Annotated in this window: 20 protein-coding genes; 7 read left to right on the top strand and 13 right to left on the bottom strand. The window is 37.9% G+C overall.

Features of this window, described 5'->3' with window-relative positions; translation table 11 throughout:
• Positions 1-3 precede the first annotated feature (3 nt).
• From M0M83_RS08345 to cbpA, 5 genes are all read right to left on the bottom strand, one after another.
• Positions 4-438, bottom strand: coding sequence for a hypothetical protein (locus M0M83_RS08345; RefSeq protein ID WP_248468220.1), 435 nt, complete (start codon positions 436-438; stop codon positions 4-6).
• On the bottom strand, positions 417-923 hold the full coding sequence (locus M0M83_RS08340) for a contact-dependent growth inhibition system immunity protein (RefSeq protein WP_248468218.1): 507 nt from the start codon (positions 921-923) through the stop codon (positions 417-419). Before M0M83_RS08340 ends, M0M83_RS08345 begins: the two co-directional genes overlap by 22 nt.
• A gap of 9 nt (positions 924-932) precedes the next feature.
• Complete coding sequence (locus M0M83_RS22000; RefSeq protein WP_423811140.1) at positions 933-1,202, bottom strand: hypothetical protein; 270 nt, start codon at positions 1,200-1,202, stop codon at positions 933-935.
• Between the two features lie 123 nt (positions 1,203-1,325).
• Positions 1,326-1,619 carry a chaperone modulator CbpM gene (locus M0M83_RS08335; RefSeq protein ID WP_213913329.1) on the bottom strand — a complete coding sequence of 98 codons (294 nt, stop codon included), beginning with the start codon at positions 1,617-1,619 and terminating at the stop codon, positions 1,326-1,328.
• Positions 1,619-2,557 (bottom strand): curved DNA-binding protein, encoded by a 939-nt coding sequence (gene cbpA / locus M0M83_RS08330; RefSeq protein ID WP_248468435.1) that lies wholly within the window; start codon positions 2,555-2,557, stop codon positions 1,619-1,621. Before cbpA ends, M0M83_RS08335 begins: the two co-directional genes overlap by 1 nt.
• Before the next feature lie 208 nt (positions 2,558-2,765).
• On the opposite strand from cbpA, the gene M0M83_RS08325 reads away from it, so the two are divergent.
• Positions 2,766-3,215, top strand: coding sequence for a GNAT family N-acetyltransferase (locus M0M83_RS08325; RefSeq protein WP_213913330.1), 450 nt, complete (start codon positions 2,766-2,768; stop codon positions 3,213-3,215).
• Positions 3,216-3,553: 338 nt separating this feature from the next.
• On the opposite strand, the gene M0M83_RS08320 is transcribed toward M0M83_RS08325, so the two are convergent.
• A complete protein-coding gene (locus tag M0M83_RS08320; protein ID WP_248468216.1) occupies positions 3,554-4,267 on the bottom strand; it encodes an RNA polymerase sigma factor FliA in 714 nt (237 codons plus the stop codon).
• A gap of 618 nt (positions 4,268-4,885) precedes the next feature.
• On the opposite strand from M0M83_RS08320, the gene M0M83_RS08315 reads away from it, so the two are divergent.
• Entirely contained in the window at positions 4,886-6,052 is a 1,167-nt protein-coding gene (locus M0M83_RS08315) for an MFS transporter (RefSeq protein WP_248468214.1), read from the top strand.
• A gap of 77 nt (positions 6,053-6,129) precedes the next feature.
• Here M0M83_RS08315 and M0M83_RS08310 read toward each other — a convergent pair whose 3' ends face one another.
• The 5 genes from M0M83_RS08310 to M0M83_RS08290 form a co-directional block, all read right to left on the bottom strand.
• Positions 6,130-7,056: an ROK family protein gene (locus M0M83_RS08310; RefSeq protein WP_248468212.1), complete on the bottom strand. Its 927-nt coding sequence runs from the start codon at positions 7,054-7,056 to the stop codon at positions 6,130-6,132.
• A 27-nt stretch (positions 7,057-7,083) separates the two neighbouring features.
• Positions 7,084-7,818 (bottom strand): transcriptional regulator NanR, encoded by a 735-nt coding sequence (nanR, locus tag M0M83_RS08305; RefSeq protein ID WP_248468211.1) that lies wholly within the window; start codon positions 7,816-7,818, stop codon positions 7,084-7,086.
• Positions 7,819-7,908: 90 nt separating this feature from the next.
• On the bottom strand, positions 7,909-8,388 hold the full coding sequence (locus M0M83_RS21775; protein WP_248468209.1) for a YhcH/YjgK/YiaL family protein: 480 nt from the start codon (positions 8,386-8,388) through the stop codon (positions 7,909-7,911).
• Between the two features lies 1 nt (position 8,389).
• Complete coding sequence (locus M0M83_RS08295) at positions 8,390-9,865, bottom strand: MFS transporter (RefSeq protein ID WP_248468207.1); 1,476 nt, start codon at positions 9,863-9,865, stop codon at positions 8,390-8,392.
• 54 nt (positions 9,866-9,919) lie between these two features.
• Positions 9,920-10,819, bottom strand: coding sequence for an N-acetylneuraminate lyase (locus M0M83_RS08290; protein WP_248468205.1), 900 nt, complete (start codon positions 10,817-10,819; stop codon positions 9,920-9,922).
• Between the two features lie 381 nt (positions 10,820-11,200).
• Here M0M83_RS08290 and M0M83_RS08285 point away from each other — a divergent pair, with 381 nt between their 5' ends.
• A complete protein-coding gene (locus M0M83_RS08285; RefSeq protein ID WP_423811134.1) occupies positions 11,201-11,605 on the top strand; it encodes a GNAT family N-acetyltransferase in 405 nt (134 codons plus the stop codon).
• A gap of 212 nt (positions 11,606-11,817) precedes the next feature.
• Here M0M83_RS08285 and M0M83_RS08280 read toward each other — a convergent pair whose 3' ends face one another.
• Positions 11,818-12,921, bottom strand: a complete 1,104-nt coding sequence (locus tag M0M83_RS08280) for a FliC/FljB family flagellin (protein WP_248468203.1) — start codon at positions 12,919-12,921, stop codon at positions 11,818-11,820.
• A 505-nt stretch (positions 12,922-13,426) separates the two neighbouring features.
• Here M0M83_RS08280 and fliD point away from each other — a divergent pair.
• Genes fliD through fliT form a run of 3 tightly spaced genes read left to right on the top strand, consistent with a single transcriptional unit; the run spans position 13,427 to position 15,665 of the window.
• Positions 13,427-14,869: a flagellar filament capping protein FliD gene (fliD, locus tag M0M83_RS08275; protein ID WP_248468201.1), complete on the top strand. Its 1,443-nt coding sequence runs from the start codon at positions 13,427-13,429 to the stop codon at positions 14,867-14,869.
• 18 nt (positions 14,870-14,887) lie between these two features.
• The gene (gene fliS, locus M0M83_RS08270) at positions 14,888-15,286 is read left to right on the top strand and encodes a flagellar export chaperone FliS (RefSeq protein WP_004909969.1); all 399 of its coding nucleotides are present in this window, start codon (positions 14,888-14,890) and stop codon (positions 15,284-15,286) included.
• Complete coding sequence (gene fliT, locus M0M83_RS08265) at positions 15,276-15,665, top strand: flagellar protein FliT (protein WP_102139318.1); 390 nt, start codon at positions 15,276-15,278, stop codon at positions 15,663-15,665. The genes fliS and fliT overlap by 11 nt, the downstream gene beginning before the upstream one ends.
• A gap of 53 nt (positions 15,666-15,718) precedes the next feature.
• On the opposite strand, the gene def is transcribed toward fliT, so the two are convergent.
• Entirely contained in the window at positions 15,719-16,228 is a 510-nt protein-coding gene (gene def, locus M0M83_RS08260) for a peptide deformylase (RefSeq protein ID WP_102139319.1), read from the bottom strand.
• Between the two features lie 732 nt (positions 16,229-16,960).
• On the opposite strand from def, the gene M0M83_RS08255 reads away from it, so the two are divergent.
• Positions 16,961-17,899 carry a YadA C-terminal domain-containing protein gene (locus M0M83_RS08255; RefSeq protein WP_248468199.1) on the top strand — a complete coding sequence of 313 codons (939 nt, stop codon included), beginning with the start codon at positions 16,961-16,963 and terminating at the stop codon, positions 17,897-17,899.
• The last annotated feature ends 9 nt before the right edge of the window (positions 17,900-17,908 follow it).

The raw sequence follows: 17,908 nt of genomic DNA, 5'->3' as shown, positions 1-17,908 counted from the left end.
TCCTTACTTAACAACCGTTATATTAAGTTTTATGTTTTTATCATTAGCGTAAATTATTGATTTATTAATTCCAATCCATTGCGCTGGAGTAGTTTTACACGGTATAGCTAACTCTATCGTTTTATTTTTTACACTTGACTTTTCAAGCTTAAATTTAATGCTGTTTATTCCTTTGAAATTAACCACATCATTTATATATCCGTTGATTTTTGAACTGATCTTAACTGGGTTTTGATATGTTTTAGCTCCCGTATCTAATGTTTTTACACTTATCGCTTCTTTATTTTTTGTAAAATAGTCAAATGTTTCCGTCCCCGCAGGTAACCTTTCACTATCCGCTAGTTTTCTAGATTTACCAATATAATCTTCAAATGGATAGCCTTGCTTGCCAACACCTTCACTACAGCCTAGACATTTTACTTGACCACACTTCGGCAACGAGAAAGTACTTCCTTTATGGCTTCACCGAGTTCTTCATCAGAAACACTATCCGGCAAAACAATATAGTCATCCTCAGTAAACCCATCCCCCGTCCATGTTTCTAGTTTTTTATGGAGTGTTGGCCTTAATGTTAAAAAACCATTTTTCTCTCTAATATTGCATAACATCATTGATTGATAAAAATTTTTTTTATTTTTGAAACCAAGAGAAGATAAGTTTTCACTGAGCCATTTTTTTTCACACTCTGCAAGGCGATCTCTATTAAAAAAAAAGCTATCTACATGAGGATCTATAACTCTACATTTTTTTAGAGCAACTTTAGATAATTTACCTAGCTCACTATTTGTGACTTTTTTATTAAGTGATACTATAGGAACCGTATCATCTACTACAAATAAATGATACCCTGACAAAACCATAATAAAATAAAAAAAATCATTTACTCGAATGGATATATTATTTCCAGAGTCATAGTTTTCCATCTCTCTCCCCTATTTTACTACTGTAATTTTCATATTAATATTATTCTCTATAGAATAAGCTATGGATTTATTAATTTCCACCCATTGAGCTGAAGTTGTTTTACTTGGGATTGCTATTTCTATAGTCCTTAGTTTGATATCTGAATTTAATAGTGTGAGTCTTGATTGGTCTATCCCTTTAAAATTAACCACATCATTTATATATCCGTTGATTTTTGAACTGATCTTAACTGGGTTTTGATATGTTTTAGCTCCCGTATCTAATGTTTTTACACTTATCGCTTCTTTATTTTTTGTAAGATAGTCAAATATTAGAAAATAATAGCATTCTCATAAATAACCACCACAAACCTAATTTACTTATTAAGGCTTGTGGTGATGAATAATTAAATTATTGGCTAACTAACCAATAAAACGTTTTAACTGTAAACGCAACATCTCATTTTCGCGTCGGAGCATTTCATTTTGATCCAATAGGCTCATTGCCATTGCGATGCCCGGCCAGTCAATTTCTAATTCATGGTAAAGACGCACGGCTCTTCTCATAATGACCACCGCTTGGTCATCAAACAACCACTCATTAGTCGTTTCAATGGGTTGAATTATCCCAAGGCCGACGATTTCCTGTAATTCATCTTCAGCAATGCCGGTATGAACGCAAAAATCAATAACGGTTAATGATGTGAACTGTTCCATTATTTGTCTCCCCAATTTTTACGTGGGTCAAAACTCTGTTGAGTCTCCGCTAATTTCCGCCACAGTGCATCCGCTTCTGCATTACTGCTATTCGGCATCACGATTTTTATAATCGCGTACAGATCCCCTGCTGTACCTTTATGTTTCAGCCCTTTACCTTTAAGGCGTAATTTTTGGCCAGCTTGGCTATTAGCAGGAACGGTGATCACAATCGGGTCTTTTAATGTTGGAATGGTGACTTTTGTCCCTAGAGCGGCTTCCCAAGGAGCTAATGGTACAACCACTTCAAGATCATGGCCCTTAATATCGAATAATGGATGCGGTGCAATTCGGATGGTTATCCATAGATCGCCATTTTCACCGCCATTCTCCCCCGCAGTGCCTTGCCCTTTTAAGCGAATACGTTGCCCATCAATCACCCCTGCGGGGATAGTCACATTAAGTGTTTTGGGAATTTCATTTTCGATAAAACCAAATGCGTTATAGACCGGTAAGTTATAACTAATGGTACGTTTATGGGGTTCTTGGGTTTCTTCAAGGAAAACAGCTAGTTCAACCTCTAAATCCTGCCCGCGACGGCTGCGTGCCTGCCTTGTGCCACCCCGTGCACGTTGGGAAAACATCGATGAAAAAATGTCATCAAAACCACCTGCATCAAACCCTTGCTGAGAATATGTGTGGCTTTGTTGGCTTTGATTGGCTTGGTTAAAATAGGGGTCATTTCTGTGCTCCCACATTTCATCGTATTCTGCGCGTTTTTCTTTGTCGCTGAGTACCGCCCACGCCTCTGCAATTTCTTTAAATCGCGCTTCAGCATTCGGCTCTTTACTGACATCGGGGTGATATTTTCGCGCTAAACGGCGATACGCGGTCTTAATGGTTTTTAAATCATCGGTGCGCTTAACACCCATAATGCTGTAATAATCCTTTAGTTCCATAGTCATATCTCGTTCACTTATCTGTTGAATAGAATTCTTATGGTATTTACCCAGTTGGGCTAAACATCACGATTACCTTGAATTTAACTTAGGACATTTACGCATTAATTGGAATAGCTAGGCCATGATAAAGTTACACAAAAACAGGAAAATTACGCTATTTCAAGCTAAACCTATAAGAGTGTCGTTTGATTAATAGGGGAACTCTATGGATACTCTCGCCAATCGCCTGAACTATAAAGTCAATTTTGCCATCTCTATCGAGGATTTTATTCGGTTAATTCGCCAGTCTCCATTTAAGGAAATGGTGCCAACCGATAATCTTACTCAATTGGATGCAATGCTAAATAACGCAGATTTATTGGTTAGTGCATGGGATGAGGAACAGGTGGTCGGTTTTGTCCGCACGGTAACGGATTTTAGTTCTTGTTGTTATATCTGCGAACTGGCCGTTGATACTCAGTATCAAAAACACGGCATCGACCGCCAATTAATGCGCCTCGTCGCTGAAGAACTCCCCGCCGACTGCCAGATTTTATTTTTCGCCACCGACAGCAACCTCACCGAATATTTAAAACTGGGCTTCACCCAATCCCCAAGAGCTTGGCACACCACGGCAGGGAATTATTTGGCTAGATCGGCAGAGCTGGATGAATAATAGAAAGTAACATCGTTAAAAACGTAGAAATATAGTAGAAAAAACAAATTTAAATGAGCTTTAAAATACCCCTATGCGTATGCTCTAAATAATTCGTGCTACAGCTAGGCGGCAAGCTAGTTTAGCCCTAATAGCATACATCAGTATGAAAAACACTGGAAATATCTAAAAAATAGTTTCAATTTAGGTTTTATTAAAAATCCCTCGATGCTGATGCTCTAAATAATTCGTATTGTGGGTAGAAGACCAGAGAGGATATCTCGGGGAGCATACATAAGTATGTGACCCGAGTAGCCGAGCGCAGTCGACACCCCCACAATGCGAAGTATGACGAGCATCTATCTGAGGCGGCCGCGGAGACGCTTAATAGCCTGACTATGAAGCTGACTCACCCTCGACTCCCCAACCTCCAGCACCGCCCCAATCTCCTTCAGATTTAGCTCTTCTTGGTAATACAGCGTCAGCACCATTTTTTCGCGTTCTGGCAACTGATTGATTGCCGCAGCAATTTGGTCACGCAAGCTGGAATCTAGCAACAGACTCAACGGGTTACCGCCATCGTCCTCATCCATTTGCGGCTCACAGCTTTCCCCATGAATTTCATGCCACTCATCATAAGAAAACAGTTGGCTATTGTTGGTGTCCAGTAATGCTTGGCGATACTCCGCAAGGTCGATATCCAGCGCTTTAGCAATTTCCGGTTCAGTGGCACTGCGGCCTAACGATTGCTCCAGCACGCCAATGGCTTTAGTCATTTCTCGTGCTTGGCGACGCACACTGCGCGGCACCCAGTCACGGCTACGCAGTTCATCTAGCATCGAACCCCGAATTCTTTGCACTGCATAAGTGGCAAATGACGCCCCTTGGGTGACATCGAAACGTTCCAATGCATGCAGTAAACCGATGCCCCCCGCTTGAATTAAGTCGTCGATATCAACACTGGCGGGTAGTCTGACTTGCAGTTTCAGGGCTTCATGGCGTATTAGAGGGTAATAACGCTCCCATAGGCTATTTTTATTAATCACACCTTCGGCAGTATACAAATCACTCACAACCTGAATCACCCTTCAAGCTCTATAAAAGGTATTCATTATCTGTGTTGGTTTTGAATTCAATCCGTAGAGTAAGGCACTAAATATAGCTTTATTTGCCTTATCCTAAATAGGTAAAATTTGAATGATTGCAATGTTAACGATTGTTTTAACACAATTTTTAGGGAATTTTACTGGTGATACAAGTGGGAGTAGTTGTTTTGTTGAGATGTGATTTTGTCATTAAATTGCAGATTTGGGCTTTAGACTTTGTTATTGACTAAATTAGCCTTCTTAAAGCAAGTAAAGTTATCGGTAAGCAGCAAGCTAGCTTAACACTAAGCATGATAACCAAAGTAAACATAGCACTAGATATGGGAAATAATGGCAATGAAAATAATCAGATTAATGGATTATATATAAATAATATCATTATTAAATACAATTAATATTAATTAAACATTAAGTTAATTCGAACTAACAAGGTAAACAACTTATTATTTGACAGATTTAAATTATATAATGTATTTTTACATTCACTAATGTAATAGCATATTAGTTTAATTAAGAAGTAAAATAGCACATAGATATTTTGAGGTTATTATCTTTTAATTTAAACTTAAATAATTAAGAAGAAAAATGATATACAAAATATATTTCTTTTATTTTTTCTATCTTTTCCCAATGTGGATATCCAAAACATTGCAGCCCATCTATTGGGAACAGCAGGCGCAATTAACGTTATTTTCAATTTCGTACGTAATGATGGCAATTGCGGGGGCCTGCTCACTACTTTATGCCAAAGGACTGTCCCAAATTGGCACTAAGCATGGGTTAATGGTGGGCTTTTTTCTATATGGAGGCGGCCTTGTTCTTAGAGCCTATCCCACAGGCATGGCTATCGCTGTCACGTCAGGTTTGATAGCGGGAATGGGGGCAAGTATTATCGCTATTGCACTTAAATCACTGATTTTTAATATTGATAAACAGGAACAAAATAAAGTCCTGCTACACACCGATAATTTAAGCACAATTGCACAAAGCCTTGGGGCTTTTATTGCAGGAGGGCTAGTGACGATTTTATCAATTATCGATCAAACCCCATATCGTTCCGCCTTATTGATTAGCGGGGTCATGGTATTAATCGCCATTGTAGCCATTCCTTCATTAAAAATACCAAAAACTGAGAAACCATTAGTAAAAAAAGGCTCCCAAAAAAACACTTCATTTTTCCCTTTTCTCAGTAAAGCAGATTTAATTTTATTTATTGCATTTATTATCAGTGGCGCCAGTTGGGCACTGATCTTACCCATTATTCCGGTGTATTTAAAAAACATGCACTTTTCAGATACAAATGTTGGCCTAGTGCTATCATTAGGTGTGATCACCGGGCTAGTACTCAAGAACCTTTTTATGTTTATTTTTTCTGACAAAGATAAACCTATCTCATTACTCGTTTTTTCTGGTTTATGCATGCTGATGCTCTATGGTATGTTTTGGTCAATAAAATTTAGCTCCCCGATTGTTTTCGCCATCTCGGTTATTGCCATGTATATGTTTAGAACCGTTTGCTCACTATTAATTAATTTGGTTGAGATGGAGATTGCACGCAAAGGAAATGCCGAGCATATTTTTGGTTTAATACAAACCGCATTTTTGACAGGGGATATCTTTGGTGGAATTGCCCTACCCTATGCTTATGAGTCTGGTTTTCTGGTTAACACCCCTCTGGTTATTATTATTTTTATTCTGATATCAAATATATTAATTTACGCCTGTGCCAAAGCTCATATGGAATGTAGCTGAGATTATATGACAGCCCTTTAATTGCTTTTGGGCTGTGACGTCTTCAGATGCAATATTAGTTTTAGCACTCTTAATATCTAACGTGTTCTTTTTTGCTTGTATAGTTGGCGTCCCATCCATGCAGCGCCTCTAATTCCACTTGAGTCCCCGTGCTTAGCAGTAACGAAATGGGTATTACAAACACCACCGAATACATATTGACCAACACATTGGTTAATGTTCAACATTATTTCAGGCACGTTTGACAGACCGCCTCCCAGTACAATGGTTTCGGGGTCTAACATGTTAACAATGGATGCAAGGCATCGGTGTAATTGATTTTTATATAAATCCCAAGTCATTAGCGAGTCAGGATCATTCCCTCTCATTAACTCTATTATCTCATGTGATGTTAAGTGTTCCCCTGTTCTTGATAAATACTGTCTTTCAAGACCGGTTCCTGAAATAAACGATTCAATACAGTTTATTCTACCGCAGTAGCAAGTCGTACTTTCGCCATCAACGTCTAGTGAGTAACTCGGTAAAGGGTTATGCCCCCACTCACCTGCACATGCATTTATACCATTGAGTAGTTTGCCATGTACGACATAGCCACCGCCACATCCAGTTCCTAAAATAACACCGAAAACAGACTGACAGTTTGATGCACTACCATCAACTTGCTCTGAAAGTACAAAGCAATTCGCATCATTACTTATTGAAATAGGAATAGATACATGACTTTCTAAATCACTAAGCAGTACCCTACCATTGATAACTAATATATTTGAGTTTCTTATTTTACCCGTCTCAATATCACAATTCCCAGGGAGGCAAATACCTAAACTCATTTCTTCATTATACAGTGAAGCTGTATCTTTTATTATTTTAATCAATAAATTTAAAAAGTTATCATAACTCGATTTAATCGTTTTAAACCGTTCTTTATGAATAACATTTCCACACTCATCAATTATAATAACTTCTATTTTAGTACCACCAATATCGATACCAATACTTAACATACATTCCTCACTGAATTTTGTTATCGGCTAAGGGTAATAGTGCTCAAACACATTTTCAATGTGTATCTTAATTGCACGTTCGGCTTCCATAACATTTTTATTTTTAATCGCTTCATAAATGGCAACATGTTCATGATAGCTTCGTGTATTATTTTTTATCATTTTTTCTGTATTATTAAACCTAATTCTAGCCTCTATTAGCCATTTTAATAATGCGGAGTGAATAGATAAAAATAATGGATTGCTAGGAATTGATGCCAGAACACGATGAAACGCGATATCCGTATAAACAAATTTATCATGATTTTCTAACGAGTTCTTATTTAAAACTAAAGCATCATATAACTCATTAATTTGCGCCTCTGTTGCATGTTCCGCAGCATACCTAACAATACCAATTTCAAATAACTCTCTTAGCTGTTCGAAATATCGAATCCCATCAGGTTGAGTCAATAAATCCTTAACAGCGCCAGACATCAAAGAAACTAAGGTGTCCGCTGATGGCGTTGTGACTATCGGCCTTTCACCGTTTGATAATTGGACTAGCCCTTTACGCTTTAAACCTGCAATTGCCTCGCGTATCGATGGGCGCCCAACATCAAACATTTCCATCAAAGCTCGCTCAGAAGGCAAGCGCTCCCCCTCTTTAAATTCACCTTGTCGGATCATGCCTTCTAATTGTTCTTCAATAACATCTGATAACTTTCTCCGTTTAACGGGCCTTTTTATGTTGTGTTTTTTCTCGTCATTTGGCGATGTCATTGCTATCTCCCTAATAATCAAATTATTAAGAAGAACTATAACACATCCCTTTTTCTTCATAAACACAATCGAAATAGCGATTTCTACAAATCAATAAAACTTGTCATACCTTATTTTGATAATAATTTTTGAGAGTTCTTGTGATTTATCCACTTCTAATTGGGTGGCATGAAGTTCTCCAGGGAAAATAACTAAAGCATCACCGGTTGATAATATAATTTCTTTTTCACAACACATCTGTTTGAATAGTTTGTAATCTTCTTTTTCAGAAGATTCAAAACATATATTATCAATACCATCATCAATGGAGAGTAATATTTTCTCATCTCCAGATAATGGAATATGAATATCAATATATTTAGAATGCATTTCAATGACACGTTTTTCTTTAGGCTCGGTTGTCAATGTTTTTCGCGTTAAATTTATATCTTCGGAACTTATGCCATCAAAACTGTAAAAACCATCATTAAGCCGCTTTAAGTCGTTTATCGTATATTGAGAAAGTAATTCTCTTACTGATACAGGTAATATATTAGAGTTAATTAAATTTTCATATTTTTGTAATATCATATTATTTATTCTTTTCTAATTTTGCAGCGTAGTTAATTGCTACAGTAAAAGGTTTACCATCAACCGCATCATTCATTCTGAGATATTCAGGGTAAATTGCTTTTTGTAGTCTCGATGGGAGATCAAAACCAATCACCAGAATAGTAATGAATGTCAGGCCAAAAGACAGCGATCCTAATGCAACCCCCATACTGAGATTTTGTGCGATTAATGCGCCGATTATCGGAGCTAATGCACCACCGAGCGCCCCAACATTATAGATAAAGCCAAGGTTTGCTGCGCGTTGGTCTGTATCATAATAACCACCAACCAACTTAGGTAATAAACCTGAAATACCCTGACCAAATAATTGTTGGAAGAATATTAAAATACCTAGCGACCATAAGCTCTCACCGCCAATAGCAAACACCGGTATAATAAAGAGCTGTGACAGTAATAAACTATAGACATATGCCTTTCTCGTCCCGAATTTATCACCGGTAAAGCCAGCAACACAACAACCAATAGCGGCGCCAAACCCACTAAAAAAAAGTAAATCAGCGACACTGGCGGGGGTATACCCAAGGTCTGTTTTTAAATAAGTCGGTAATAACGATTGTATAGGCCAAGAATATAAAAACGCTGAAAGCACAACGAGTATTAAGCCCAACCCAGTAGGCCATCGCTTTCCGTTACTTTGAACTATAAAACTAATAAAGACAATCGAAACCAAAATACCCAATAAAATAATAATAAGTGATGAATCAACCTTCCCACTAAAACAATAGTAGAGTGCAGCACCCGCTAAAATTGTTAATACAACATTGATGTATTTATTTTTCCCTTTATAGAGGATCCCTACCATTGTTGGCATATTCGCGCTATTCGCTTGGTGTTTTATCCAGTCTTCAGTTTCAGGAATGTTTTTTCTAAGCCAAAGTGCAAATATAATAGGAAAGATACCAATATAAAAAAGCATTCTCCAACCATATATAGGAACAACGAGGCTATATACCTGAGCCGCCACAACAGCACCAACCGCAAAACCAGAAATAAGAAAGCCACTGGCTTTATTTCGCATTTTTTGAGGCCAGCTTTCAATGACATAGGTTGCACTGGAACTATATTCCCCAGCCATTCCCAAACCAATGACAAGCCGTGCAATAAACAGTACGGTATAGCTTGGCGCTAACCCACAAGCCAATGTCCCTACCGAAAATAGGCAGATACTTGTGACCATAGCTATCTTTCTACCATACTTATCGCCAAGCGCCCCTAAAGCTAAGCCCCCAAACCATCGAGAAATAAATGCTGCGCTAATCAGGCTTGCTGCCTGTACTGTAGATAAATCAAACTCTTGTATTACTTCTGTTAATACTAGCGTGATAATGACAAAATCAAAACCATCTAACACATAGCCTATCCAAGCCGCTGAGAACGCTTTCCACTGTGTTTTTGTTAATTGCTTATACCAGGGTAGTTCTATTTTGTTTAGCATAAAAGGTAACCTCAGAAAGGTGTTTTTCAACACCTTTCATTGTTAATATATTTATTATTTAAGGTTTAGCTCTTTAGAAAGAGTATCACTAATTAACGTTAATTTTTCATGGTGCTTTGGATTAATTGGACTAAATGGTTTTCTGCATATCGCGTTTTCGATAATACCCAAATTTTTAAGGACTTGTTTTAGTCCTTTAAAAACACCCACTTCAATTAATGTATCAATGACTTCATTACAATCTGATTGAAGTTGTTTTGCTCTGGTAATGTCACCTTCTTTAAAGGCTTTTAATATTGCACAATATCTCGCCCCCATGATGTTATATGTACTCCCTATCCCACCATCAGCACCCGCAACTAAGCCGGAAAGCAAGATTTCATCATAGCCGTTATAAATAATTTTATTTGGCGCATCCCTTCTTATTTGTTCAAGTTGATATAAATCACCTGATGTTTGCTTTATCGCTGCCACTTTTTCCATATTAAGTAAATCTAGGATCTGCTGACGTGTTAATTTAACACCGCTTAAAGCAGGAATATTATAAATAATCATTGGTAAGCCATTTGCTGAGCTAATAATGCTTTTATAGTGTTCTGCAATTTCATCAAATCCAAAAGGATAATAAAACGGCGTTACCGCAGAGACTGCATCATATTTAAGCTTTGATGAAATGTTCGCTAAGTATTCGCTTCCTTTGGTACTAATACACCCGACATGTGCAATAAGTTTTAATTTCCCTGCGGATTCGTCTTTTACTATTTCTAGAATTTCAGCACGTTCATCAACAGATTGAATAAACGCTTCCCCTGTTGATCCCCCAACATATAGGCCATCAACCCCAAGTCGCATATTAAATTGAACTAAATTTCGCAAAGACGCTTCATCGATGCTTTCATCACTGCGATATGGTGTTAACAGTGCTGAATAAATACCTTTTAGATTTGTATTCATAGTAATCCCCAAATAATTTTGTATACCTAGTACACCATAATTAGATTGAGATGATCACAAGAATAGTTAATTAATGTGATCGATCCGACATTAATTATCTATTTAAGTAAAAAGAGAATTGTAAAAACAAGCTATCATCTAACTGATATATAAGGTGATTTAAGATGAGTTTACTATGGTGTAGTTAGTCTTGAGTCGCCAAAAGATATAAGAGTGCCATTTGTCGTGAAATGAGGATGTTTGATAAACTACAAATGGGTTTTGAATAGGTCGTTTTTTACTTACTACGACGTTTACCTAACTTAAGTCATCAAATAAAAAATATATTTCAACCACCCTCCATCTCTAATAACGATTAAAAACATAAGGTTAAAACATAGTATGTACCAAATTGAAAAGTTTCCCCCCTCTGCACAAGAATATTGTGATTTACGTATTAAAGCCGGGTTATCGATGAAATCACTCTCTGCGGCGAAAATCGGACTACCAAATAGTTTATTTGCTGTTTCAATTCGAGATGGTGAGACTTTAATTGCGATGGGGCGAGTCGTTGGGGATGGAGCCTGTAATTTTGAAATTGTGGATATTGCGGTTGACCCTAATTGGCAAGGGAAAGGGCTAGGACGAGTGGTGATGGAGCATATTGAAGGCTATTTAAATTCGGCCGTCTTAGAAGGTTCTTACGTCTCTATGATTGCGGATAAACCTGAGTTTTATCAAAAAATGGGATACCAAACTGTAGGGCCTAAATCGGAAGGCATGACGAAGAAATTTAACACTGATTAGCAGATATTAGCTTTAGTATTTGACTTAGTTAACGATAAACTTAGCATGTTCCCTAAACGACAAAACCACCGTAAATAAAAGGTTCTTTTAACCTATTGGTTAGCTTGTTATTGGTACTCGCCTTATTAAAACAAAGCCCTAACGAATAAGTTAGGGCTTTGTCAGTACTCTAAGACCAGCAATACTGGCCTTCAATACTCACCAATTACGAATTAACGTAACAGGCTCAGAACACCTTGTGGAACTTGGTTAGCTTGTGCTAACACAGCAGTACCTGCTTGTTGCAGGATCTGACCACGGCTCATGTTAGAAACTTCTGTAGCGAAGTCAGCATCTTGAATACGGCTACGTGCTGCGCTCAGGTTGTTAACAGAGTTGTTCAGGTTGTTGATGGTAGATTGCATACGGTTTTGGAACGCACCCAGTTTAGAACGATAAGTATCAACTTTATTCAATGCATCATCTAAAGTTTTTAATGCTGTTTCAGTACTTTTAGCTGCATCTTCCTTTGATACAAATTGATCAGCTTTAATTCCATTTTTTTCTTCAAAAGTAACAGTTACTTTACCTGCGCTGTCGTCATCTTTATCTTCTACCTTAACGTCAGCTTTAAAATATGAATCACCTTTTTTAGCGTAATAGGTTCCATCAGCTGCCTGCATTAGGCTTTCAGCATCCCCTTTATCTACTGTAACCTTAGTTTTCTCTGTGAGAGATGATAAATCTTTAATAGCATCCTCATCTGCAAATTCTTTTTCTATTACATTATTGTTCTTTGGAACGGCTGCTTCCAATTTGAAACCTTTAACATTCAATGTTTCTAAATCGATTTTATCCATTGCAAGAGCAATGTTTTCGCCATCTTTAGAGCCAACTTGGAATGCTAATGTTTTACCTTCCGATAAAACATTAATTCCATTAAATTGAGTTTGTTCAGAAATACGCGTAATTTCTGCTAAACGTTCATCTACCTCTTCTTGGATAGATTTGGTATCAGACACAGAGTTTGAGCCATTTTTCGCCTGAACAGTCAGCTCACGAATACGTTGTAAGTTATCGTTAATTTCGTTAACTGCACCTTCCGCAGTTTGTGCGATAGAAATACCGTCGTTGGCATTACGTGAAGCTTGAGTTAAACCTTTGACGTTTGCAGTAAAACGGTTAGCAATCGCTTGGCCTGCCGCATCGTCTTTTGCGCTGTTGATACGTGAACCGGATGATAAACGCTCAATCGCAGTACCCAGTAAACCTTGTGAGCGGTTTAAGTTGTTCTGAGTCGTCAGAGACAGAATGTTAGTGTTGATAACTTGTGCCATGATGTGATCCTTATTATTCAAATTAATGCGTTAAGCCAAAATGCTTAACTTGATGAATTTCGTTAGCAACTAGGTTATCGGCTACAAAAAAGTCCCCTTTAGGCTTTTTGATGAAAATTTTTATCTGTCAGGTTGGAAATGGCTTTACAACCCGCTTTTAATGCCATTATTTTTAACACTTTCATTTTTAACATATCCATTTATTTTTATTAATTTTCTTATTATTTAATTTCAATAGGGATAATTACCTACTTTTCTCTTATCAGCTCTCGCCATCACTCTTTTTCAGAATAGTCTAAAATTTTGCTCCGTTTTGCCGATAAGACTGTAAATAAATTTTATTTCAGAGTTAATAACACAGGCATAGGCTCTAAATCATTCGGGTTGCAGGTAGGCGACAAGTGAAGATAGACCGATGAGCATACACAAGTATGTGATTCGGCTAGCTGAACGAAGTCAACACCCCTGCAGCTTGAAGGATGACGAGAATAGCGTAGGAGAAAACATGGCAGGCATATCCACACTCGGTATCGGGTCAAACTTAGATTTAAACGTACAAATGGACCAATTAGAAGCAATGGAGCGCCGTCGTTTAGAGCCATTAACCACCCAAAAAGCCAGTTATGACGCACAAATTAGCGCCTTTGGCAAAATGCAGTCGTCCTTAGAAAAACTCAAAAAAGCGGCTGAAGACTTAAAAAAATACGGCGATATCAGTACCACCAAAGTGAATGGCGAATACAAAGCCTTTGACGTGAAAACCGATGGTAAAGCGGTAGCGGGTGTACATGATGTGTTAGTCACTCAGTTAGCAAAAGCACAAACTATCGCCACCAAAGGCACACCTAACAATAGCAATAAAGAATTGCTGGGCAATGGTGCACCTGAGCGAACGATTACCATCACGCAACCATCACAAAAAGAAGATAAAGATAAAATCGTTATCAAATTGGATAACGAGCACACTTCATTGATAGAAATTGCGGATGCCATCAATAAAACCGATAAAGGCGTTTCTGCATCGGTCATTAAAGACAAAGACAATATTTACCACCTTGTCGTCACTTCTAAAAAAGAAGGTAGTGAAAACCGTATTAGCATCAATGTGGAAGGCGATGACAAACTGGCTGCTATTCTTAATGTTGAGTCTGAAATTGATGCGGATGGTAAGGTTACCTTAAAAAATGCCGATACCAGTGGTATGGTGCAAAAAGTAGCCCCACAAACCGCCTTACTGGAAATCGATGGTTTCAAATTAGAGTCACAAACCAATGAAGCCAAAGACCTGTTTCCCGGTTTAACCTTAACGCTGAAAAAAGAAAGCGAAGACGGTAAAGCCGACCACCTAATCGTTTCTGAAGATATCGAACCCGCCAAAGGTAAAATTAAAGCGTGGGTGGATGCCTATAACGAATTCCAAACATTAGCCAAAGAACTCACCAAATACACGCCAACGGAAAAAGGCACCGCGCCAGATAAAACCAATGGTCCACTGATTGGTGATTCCACTTTACGCATGATCCAGAGCACCCTACGCACGCAAGTTCGGGCTCCTCAAGCAAGTGGGGACATTGACACTCTGAGTAAAATGGGGATTAAGCAAAAACTGGATGGCACCTTAGAAATTGATAATAAAGTGCTGGATAAAGTTCTCAAAGAAAACCCATCGAGCGTCAAAGTGTTTTTTGCTGGTGACGGTAAAGAAACCGGTTTTGGTACTGAAAACTTTAACTACTTAAAGGACACCTTGGACAGCAAAGAAGGCACGCTGCATAACGCTACCGATGGCATCCAAAAGAAAAAGAAAAACTTAGACAAACGCATTGAGCAGACCAATAAACAAATTGAAAACACCATGGACATGTACCGTCGTCAATTCCAAAACCTCGATAAAATGATGACGTCACTGAATAGCACCAGTAATTCATTAGGCCGATTATTAGGCTAATACTTTTAGGTTAAAAATATGTATCAACGACACGCACAGCAAGCCTATCAGCAGGTCGATTTGGAGAGTGAAATCACCAACGCGACCCCATACCAACTTATCCAAATCCTGTTTAAAGGGGCGCTAAGTGCCCTAAAACGCGGGGAAATTTTTATGCAGCAGGGTAAGGTGGCGGAAAAAGGTAAAGAAATCTCAAAAGCTATCGACATCATTGACACAGGGTTAAAGCAGTCGTTAAATTATGAAGCTGGCGGCGAACTTGCAGAAAACTTGGCAAGTTTGTATGAGTACATGACAATGCAGTTACTTCGCGCCAACCTCGAAAACAACGTGGCTTATGTCCAAGAAGTTTACCAGTTACTCTCCGATATCGCCTCTGCGTGGCAACAAATCGGTGCAAATGTGGATGAAAGATAATCAGGTGGACAATAAAAATCCTATCGATTTACAAGAAATATACCGTAATGTCTTAGTATTAAGTGAAAATTTAGTTGCCTTAGCGCAATCCGGGGAATGGGAGACGTTGGTCTCCCGAGAGACAGAATATGTCCTTGCGGTGGAAAACCTCACCGAGTTAACGCAAGCGTTCGAACAACAGCAGCCCATCACTGAAGAGTTTATTCAGTTACTGCATAAAATTATCGAAAATGAACGTGTTACTAAAGAATATTTACAACAGCATTTAAACTTTTTAAGCAAAGAAATTAAGCAATTAGACCAAAAACGGGTACTCAATAATAGCTATGGCCAATTTGATGAGCCAGACACCCCGTTAGTCGTTCGCCCCATGGAATGAATTTAAGTGTCAGGCCAACAAACCTGACACCCTCTTCCCTTTCGGATCACAGCCTACTGTTGCTGTTTTAAGCGTTGCTGCTTTTTCAGTTTTTTCAACAGCATATTACGTTTTAGCGGTGATAAGTGATCGAGGAACACTTTACCGTGTAGGTGGTCGATTTCATGTTGCATGACAATCGCTAAGAACTCGTCGCTATCCACTTCAAACGCTTTACCGTGTCTATCGAACGCTTTCACTTTAACGCGCAGGAAACGCTCTACATCCGCGTAGATCTCCGGTACTGACAAGCAGCCTTCTTGGTAGCTAGTTTCCCCTTCACTTTCGACAATCTCAGGGTTAACAAATACCATCGGCTCATCACGGTTTTCTGAAATATCAATCACCATAATGGATTTAGTTTCAGCAATTTGCGTAGCAGCGAGGCCAATGCCGTTATCGGTGCTGTACATGGTATCTAACAAATCGTCGATTAAGGTTTGTACTGCAGCGAAATCTGTCACTGGGCTGCATTTAATGCGCAGTCGTTCATCTGGAATTTCAATAATTTCTCTTACTGCCATAATTTAAACCCTATAAATTCGATTGCTTTTATTCAAATATCAATAATTCAAAATACTTTAAACTACAGTGACGACATGCAATAACCACGGTTTTAACGCCGTTAACTGCCGTCACAGCCCTGCCTGTGAAGTATGGCGAACAGACAAAATATTATCGTCTTTCTATTTCATCAACAACATGCAAAAAGTGGCATTATTAACCAGATAGATAATTTTATTTTAAATATCAATAGATTAGCGCCAGCCAACTTAACCTATCTGCTGATGCAACACCAGACACATAAAATTTTACAGAAAAATAACACGTTATTTGGAAAAAAACATCTAAAATAGAAAAAAGAGCGCTCTTTTGTCGACTTCCTGCCATTTTGGGCTCCCCCCTCTGATGGCATTTCTTTACTTGTTCGCTTTACTATTTTACTTTTTTGTATTTTACAGTTTTATCATCGAATTATATTTAGGCCACATTGAGATTGTTTTCAATTAAATTAATATATAAAAAATAATAAGCATTGCATTTTATAATCTATTCAAATAAACAGCTCTACATTCCATATAGAAAATAGATAGCACTGTATTTATTCCAATCAAACACGAATATCCCGAATAAATATAATTTAAAAAATCGATTTTACCCGCCAAAGAAATGCCCCTATTATAAATAAGTTGAGAAAACAAATCCCCTCTTCACTCTTCTTTAGATAATAATTTAAATAATACGGAAATTAACACATGGAAAAGAAAGCATTAGTCCGTTATTTAGCGGCCATATTACTCAGCAGTTTGACTTATAATGCAGCAGCCGACACTACACAGACAAAGCCCGCGCCAACATTAAGTGATATCAATGCACAAGGGATTAGCAATAATACTAAAGGTGTTCATAATAATACTAGAAGGATCGTTTACATCAATAGACAAATTAATGAAATTAAAGACAACGTTAGCCAAATGAATTCAGATTTCGATAATAACATTAAGAAGTTAAAGAAAAATAATAACAATAGGCTTAAATCAGAAACTGCGAATATACGAAATGAGTTAGCAAAATTACGAGACACCATAGATGATTCTATATTTGCTTATTACAATGTTAACGCTGATAAAATACAAAACAACACTGATTTAATTAATGACCAAGTTACATCAATAAACAAAGACAGAGAAAAAAAACACCATGCATTTGACTCAAAATTAAAAGAGGTCGAATTATATGTGCAAGGTGCATTAATTGGTGTAAATGCAGCCGACCAAGTCACTGAACAATTAAATACTAATATTCAGGATCTCGATAAAAAAGTCATTGGAAACACGTCATCAATCAAGACTCTAAAAAGTGATGCAGCAAAAACACAAAAAGTAAACGAAGTTAAATTCACAAAGTTAGAAAATAAATTTAACCATGGGGTCAGCCAGCTTGAGAGCAAAATAGATAAGCATGCCCAAGAAGCCAATGCGGGTATTGCATCCGTTGCTGCAATGAGCAATATCCCTTACGCAACAAATACCCGCTTTAGTGCTGGGGTTGGCGTGGGGAATTACAAAAATGGCTCAGCAATTGCTGCTGGTGCTCAATATCAATTAAAAGAAAATATCAACTTACGCAGTTCTGTTTCTTGGAACAATTCAGATGCTGCCGTTATCGGAGCGGGTGTGGCCTTCGGTTGGTAACTCTCTAAC

Origin of the sequence: Providencia rettgeri (assembly GCF_023205015.1) — a bacterium.
Classification (GTDB): Bacteria; Pseudomonadota; Gammaproteobacteria; order Enterobacterales; family Enterobacteriaceae; genus Providencia; species Providencia rettgeri_E.
This window is presented reverse-complemented; position numbering and strand designations above follow the sequence as displayed.

What these genes read in the sequence shown, in the direction of transcription:
- M0M83_RS08340 (WP_248468218.1), bottom strand. Translation starts at nt 923, where the DNA reads ATGGAAAACTATGACTCTGGAAATAATATATCCATTCGAGTAAATGAT.
- M0M83_RS08335 (WP_213913329.1), bottom strand. Translation starts at nt 1,619, where the DNA reads ATGGAACAGTTCACATCATTAACCGTTATTGATTTTTGCGTTCATACC.
- cbpA (WP_248468435.1), bottom strand. Translation starts at nt 2,557, where the DNA reads ATGGAACTAAAGGATTATTACAGCATTATGGGTGTTAAGCGCACCGAT.
- M0M83_RS08325 (WP_213913330.1), top strand. Translation starts at nt 2,766, where the DNA reads ATGGATACTCTCGCCAATCGCCTGAACTATAAAGTCAATTTTGCCATC.
- M0M83_RS08315 (WP_248468214.1), top strand. Translation starts at nt 4,886, where the DNA reads ATGATATACAAAATATATTTCTTTTATTTTTTCTATCTTTTCCCAATG.
- M0M83_RS08310 (WP_248468212.1), bottom strand. Translation starts at nt 7,056, where the DNA reads ATGTTAAGTATTGGTATCGATATTGGTGGTACTAAAATAGAAGTTATT.
- nanR (WP_248468211.1), bottom strand. Translation starts at nt 7,818, where the DNA reads ATGACATCGCCAAATGACGAGAAAAAACACAACATAAAAAGGCCCGTT.
- M0M83_RS21775 (WP_248468209.1), bottom strand. Translation starts at nt 8,388, where the DNA reads ATGATATTACAAAAATATGAAAATTTAATTAACTCTAATATATTACCT.
- M0M83_RS08295 (WP_248468207.1), bottom strand. Translation starts at nt 9,865, where the DNA reads ATGCTAAACAAAATAGAACTACCCTGGTATAAGCAATTAACAAAAACA.
- M0M83_RS08290 (WP_248468205.1), bottom strand. Translation starts at nt 10,819, where the DNA reads ATGAATACAAATCTAAAAGGTATTTATTCAGCACTGTTAACACCATAT.
- M0M83_RS08285 (WP_423811134.1), top strand. Translation starts at nt 11,201, where the DNA reads ATGTACCAAATTGAAAAGTTTCCCCCCTCTGCACAAGAATATTGTGAT.
- M0M83_RS08280 (WP_248468203.1), bottom strand. Translation starts at nt 12,921, where the DNA reads ATGGCACAAGTTATCAACACTAACATTCTGTCTCTGACGACTCAGAAC.
- fliD (WP_248468201.1), top strand. Translation starts at nt 13,427, where the DNA reads ATGGCAGGCATATCCACACTCGGTATCGGGTCAAACTTAGATTTAAAC.
- fliS (WP_004909969.1), top strand. Translation starts at nt 14,888, where the DNA reads ATGTATCAACGACACGCACAGCAAGCCTATCAGCAGGTCGATTTGGAG.
- fliT (WP_102139318.1), top strand. Translation starts at nt 15,276, where the DNA reads ATGAAAGATAATCAGGTGGACAATAAAAATCCTATCGATTTACAAGAA.
- def (WP_102139319.1), bottom strand. Translation starts at nt 16,228, where the DNA reads ATGGCAGTAAGAGAAATTATTGAAATTCCAGATGAACGACTGCGCATT.
- M0M83_RS08255 (WP_248468199.1), top strand. Translation starts at nt 16,961, where the DNA reads ATGGAAAAGAAAGCATTAGTCCGTTATTTAGCGGCCATATTACTCAGC.